At 64.5% G+C, this 4,574-nt stretch carries 6 protein-coding genes; 5 read left to right on the top strand and 1 reads right to left on the bottom strand.

The genetic code is table 11. From position 1 onward, the window contains the following. Positions 1 to 353, bottom strand: a 353-nt coding sequence (locus tag B3873_RS13780) for a LysR family transcriptional regulator (RefSeq protein ID WP_286866709.1), incomplete at its 3' end; no start/stop codon positions are given. 366 nt (positions 354 to 719) lie between these two features. Between B3873_RS13780 and B3873_RS13785 the strand changes: the two genes are divergently transcribed. From B3873_RS13785 to B3873_RS13805, 5 genes are all read left to right on the top strand, one after another. Further along, on the top strand, positions 720 to 1,574 hold the full coding sequence (locus tag B3873_RS13785) for a SphA family protein (RefSeq protein ID WP_286866716.1): 855 nt from the start codon (positions 720 to 722) through the stop codon (positions 1,572 to 1,574). A gap of 49 nt (positions 1,575 to 1,623) precedes the next feature. After that, positions 1,624 to 2,784, top strand: coding sequence for an alpha/beta hydrolase family protein (locus B3873_RS13790; RefSeq protein ID WP_286866710.1), 1,161 nt, complete (start codon positions 1,624 to 1,626; stop codon positions 2,782 to 2,784). 49 nt (positions 2,785 to 2,833) lie between these two features. Beyond that, entirely contained in the window at positions 2,834 to 3,760 is a 927-nt protein-coding gene (locus tag B3873_RS13795) for a VOC family protein (RefSeq protein ID WP_286866711.1), read from the top strand. Between the two features lie 27 nt (positions 3,761 to 3,787). Then, on the top strand, positions 3,788 to 4,159 hold the full coding sequence (locus tag B3873_RS13800; RefSeq protein ID WP_121044489.1) for a Rieske (2Fe-2S) protein: 372 nt from the start codon (positions 3,788 to 3,790) through the stop codon (positions 4,157 to 4,159). Beyond that, positions 4,156 to 4,574 (top strand): FAD-dependent oxidoreductase (locus tag B3873_RS13805; protein WP_286866714.1); only part of this gene is annotated, 419 nt, incomplete at its 3' end. The genes B3873_RS13800 and B3873_RS13805, both read left to right, overlap by 4 nt.

Here is a 4,574-nt window from a genome sequence, read left to right on the forward strand (position 1 = left end):
CGTGCGATCACGCGCGGGATCAGCACGTTGAGGCTGAAGTCGGAGACCGAGATGCGGAATTCCCGATGTGACTCCGCCGGGACGAAAGCGGGCTTGGCCGCGATCGATCCTTCGATACGCCGCAATACGTCATTGACCGCATCGCGCAGCACTTCGGCGCGCGGCGTGGCTTCCATGCGGCGGCCGACCTGGATCAGCAATTCGTCATCGAAATATTCGCGCAGGCGCGCCAGGGCATTGCTCATGGCGGACTGGCTCAGGTGGATCTTCTCGGCGGCGCGGCTGATGTTGAGTTCGGTCAGCAGCGCGTCGAGCGCGACCAGCAGATTGAGGTCGAGCTTGTTGAAGCGCATTGGATAAGTCTCCGTTGTCGGGTGCCGGCCTTTCTTTTGTGCAAGGGTTGCAGGGCGCGGTCATGTATTGATCCCGTCCATATCATGAATCAAAACAATCCATTTGATCAATATCAACCTCGACCTTAACCTTCATCCATCCGCTGCACGGCCTCGCAGAAGCATCCAAGAAAAGGCCGGCACGGCAAGCCGGTGGCGCCCAGCGCCATTGATCGGCCTGGCCCCGAGAAGACGCCGCGATGGCGAGACAACAAGCCAGGCAGGGTAGGAGACAAGGAGACAGAAGTGAAGAGAGGAACCGTACCAGCCCGGCGGCTGGGGAATCGTGCCGTCCTGGCCGTCGTGGCCATGATCGGGAGTGCCAGCATGCAGTCCGCGCAAGCCTTCGAAGGTGGCGTTTCGCCATTCCCCACCGGGTCCACCAGTGAATACATCGCCGCGCTGCCACCCATCCCGGGCCTGTTCGCGGTGGAGCAGTTCAACTACAGCAGTGCCGACGGCCTGTACGACAACAAGGGCAACAAGCGCCCCATCCCCTTCAAGACCGATGTGTTCTCGGCCACCACCCGCCTGCTGGCTTCCTATGGCGTCGAATGGATGGGTGCCAAGGTCTATTCGCAACTGGTGTTGCCGGTGGTCTCGCTGCACAGCGAAGTGATGGGCCACGGCGAGAACCACAACGGCCTCTCCAACGTCACTGTCACGCCGCTGCTGCTGCGCTGGGATGTGGCCGCGCATACCAACGTCACCTTCGGCTTCGACTTCGCGCTCAAGACCGGTTCCTACGACCCCAATCGCACCAGTGTGGCGGTCGGTTACACCTCCTATCAGCCGGTGCTGGCGATCCGTCACAACGATCCCGACGGGCTGGACCTGGGCATCTCCAACCGCCTGCTCTTCAACGACAAGAACAGCGATACCAATTACCGCTCCGGCACTGCCTACGTGGCGGACTTCATCGGTGGCTGGAACTTCGGCAAGTGGAAAGTCGGCGTCACCGGTTCCTATCTGAACCAGTTCACCGATGACCGCCAGAACGGCACCGACATCACCGGCAACCGCATGCGCAGCTTTGCCATGGGCCCGACCGTGGCCTACAACGCCGGCACCTACAGCATCAACATGAACGTGCAGCGCGGCCTGTACGCCGCCAACACGGCCAAGAGCGATGCCATCTGGATCAACTTCGCCATGCCGCTGTGGATGGGCGGCCCGCACTGAGTCAACGCAGCCGCTCATCCGTATTACTCATCATCAAAGGAGTTACACCATGTTCCGTTACTTCCCGACGAACTATGTCTGGAATCTTTCCGTCGATCTCGCCATCGAGATGGGCGCACGCATCGGCGAAATCGAAGCCATGTGCGCCCCCCTGCAGGAGGCGGCCAAACAGCCTGACGCCGAAGGCACCGCCACCTTCCGCGCCACCTGGGCGGACATGGCAGAAAAGCTCTGCAGCCTGGCCGCCGAGGATGAAGCGCGCGGCCGGCTGCTCTCGGCCGGTGCCAAGTACAAGCGCGCGGCCAGCTACCTGCTGACCTGCGAGCGCCTGCAGGGTCACGGCGCACCGGGCCGGCTGGAACTGTATCGCCGCTTCCTGGAAGTGTTCCAGCGCGGCATCACGCTGGCCGGTGACAACTGCGAGCGCGTCGAGATTCCTTACGAAGGCAAGGTCATCTCCGGCCTTTATATCCGCGCCAATAACGTACAGGGGCCTGCCCCGATTCTGGTCCAGCTCAATGGCCTGGATTCGACCAAGGAAATGAAATACCTGGTCGGCCTGCCCGGCTGGCTGGCCGAGCGCGGTGTCTCGTCGCTGGTGATCGACCAGCCCGGTACCGGCGAGGCCCTGCGCCTGCACGGCATGACCGCGCGTTTCGATGCCGAGCACTGGGCGCGCCACGTGGTGGACTGGCTGGAACAGCGCGACGATGTCGATGCCAGCCGCATCGGCTGTGAAGGCGTCTCCCTGGGCGGCTACTACTGCCCGCGCGTGGTGGCCATGGAGCCGCGCTTTGCCTGTGGCGTGGTGTGGGGGGCCAATCACGACTGGCGCGATGTACAGAAAAAGCGCCTGGAAAAAGAGGGTGATTTCCCCGTACCGCATTACTGGCAGCACGTCTGCTGGGTGTGGGGTGCCAAGGACATCGACGACTTCATGCGCATCGCCGAAGACGTGCATCTGGACGGCGTGGTCGAGAAGATCCGCGTGCCCTTCCTAGTCACCCACGGCGAGAAGGACACGCAGATTCCCCTCAAGTGGGCGCACCGCACCTACGAACAGCTGGTCAACAGCCCCAAGCGTGAATTGAAGATCTTCACCGACCGCGAAGGCGGCGCGCAGCACGCCAGCTTCGACAACTCCATCAACGCCGGCCATGTCATCGCCGATTGGGTGGCGGAGACCCTGGGCGGCCGCACCAAGCGCTGATGCGTCCCGTGCAGCAACGAAACACCGAGTCAATCACAAGGAAATCCGCATGAACATCATTGGACCCGATGCCCTGGTCTTTGGCGTGGACGATCTGCCCGCCTGCCGCCAGTACCTGCTCGACTATGGCCTCAAGGAGAGTGGTAACGACCGTTACGAAGCCCTCGACGGTACCGCCATCGTGCTGCGCGCCAAGGACGACGCCACGCTGCCCGCCCCCATGGGCAGCGCCAGCCTGCTGCGCGAAACCGTCTATGGCGTGGCCGACGTCGCCACCCTGGATGCCATCGAAAGCGAACTGCGCCGCGACCGCGAAGTCAGCCGCCGCGATGGCGTGGTGCGCAGTGTCGACGACATGGGCTTTGCGCTGGCCTTCCAGGTCACCGTGCGCCGTGCGCTGGACATCAAGTCCGAACGCGTCAACGGCCCCGGCGATGCCCAGCGCGCCCCGAACCAGCTGGGCCTGCCCGCCGAGGGCGAAGCTCTGCCGCGCACGCTGTCGCACGTGGTGTATTTCGTGCCGGATGCGGCCAAGGCCGAGGCCTTCTACCAGCGCCTGGGTTTCGTCTGCACTGACCGCTTCACCGGTGTGGGGCCCTTCCTGCGTCCGGCCGGGACCCTGGATCACCACACGCTGTTCATGATTCAGACCCCGCCCTTCATGAAGGGCTGCGAACACTTCACCTTCCACATGGGCGGCCCGACCGAGGTGCTGCTGGCCGGCACCCGTTTCGTCGAGAAGGGTTATCAGAGTTTCTGGGGGCCGGGCCGCCATCGCTTCGGCAGCAACTGGTTCTGGTATTTCAATTCGCCGCTGGGCTGCCACGTCGAATACGACGCCGACATGGACCTGCACGACGATCAATGGGCCGCGCGCGAAGCTCCGATGGGTGCCGATGCCTCGCAATTGTTCCTGTTCCAGTACCGCGAGAAGTGGGCTCCGGGCGGCCCGCCGCCGCCGGGCGCGGCACACTGATTGCCGGGCATAGCGGGAGAGACGGCCATGTACCTGTGCCATGTCACGCAATTGCCCGAGGACGGCGCGCGCGGTTTCGATACCAGCGGGGCAGGGCAGGCCACCATCTTCCTGCTGCGCCGGGGCGACCAGGTGCGGGCCTGGCACGACAGCTGCCCGCACCACGGCACACCGCTGCCATGGCGGCGCGATGCCTATCTCGATGCCAGTGGGCAGCACGTGGTCTGTGCCGCCCATGGCGCATTGTTCGATCCGCTCACCGGCGTGTGTACGCTAGGCCCTTGCCTGGGCGATTCGCTCACGCCGGTGGCGCTGCGCATCGATGACGACGGCGGCCTGCACCTGGCCACCGGCGAAGACGATCAACTCATCAAGAAAAAGATTCAGGAGACACCATGACACTCGCAGCCCAACGCATCCTTATCATCGGCGGCGGTTTTTCCGGCGCATCGGCCGCCATTGACCTGCGCCGCCGTGGCGCCCAGGTCGACCTGGTGGAACTCGATCCCCAGTGGCGCAACTACGGTGCCGGCATCAGCCTCGGCCCGGCCACGCTGCGTGCGCTCAAGCAACTCGGGGTGCTCGATGCCTTCCTGCGCGAAGGCGCGGCCGGTGACGGTGTGCGCCTGTGCCTGCCGCACGGTCCGCAGATCGCCGAGCTGCCCACCCCGCGCCTGGCCTCGCCCGACGTACCCGGCGGCGGTGCCATCCTGCGTCCGGTGCTGGCGCGCATCCTGGCCGATGCCACCCGCGCCTCGGGCACCGACGTGCGCCTGGGCTGCACCTTCACGGCGCTGCGCGAGATCGGCGACGA

It is taken from the genome of Herbaspirillum sp. UBA812 (assembly GCF_002296545.1).
GTDB classification, from domain to species: domain Bacteria; phylum Pseudomonadota; class Gammaproteobacteria; order Burkholderiales; family Burkholderiaceae_D; genus Herbaspirillum; species Herbaspirillum huttiense.

Coding starts and splice junctions, on each gene's coding strand:
- B3873_RS13795 (WP_286866711.1), top strand. CDS start 2,834: ATGAACATCATTGGACCCGATGCCCTGGTCTTTGGCGTGGACGATCTG.
- B3873_RS13785 (WP_286866716.1), top strand. CDS start 720: ATGCAGTCCGCGCAAGCCTTCGAAGGTGGCGTTTCGCCATTCCCCACC.
- B3873_RS13790 (WP_286866710.1), top strand. CDS start 1,624: ATGTTCCGTTACTTCCCGACGAACTATGTCTGGAATCTTTCCGTCGAT.
- B3873_RS13800 (WP_121044489.1), top strand. CDS start 3,788: ATGTACCTGTGCCATGTCACGCAATTGCCCGAGGACGGCGCGCGCGGT.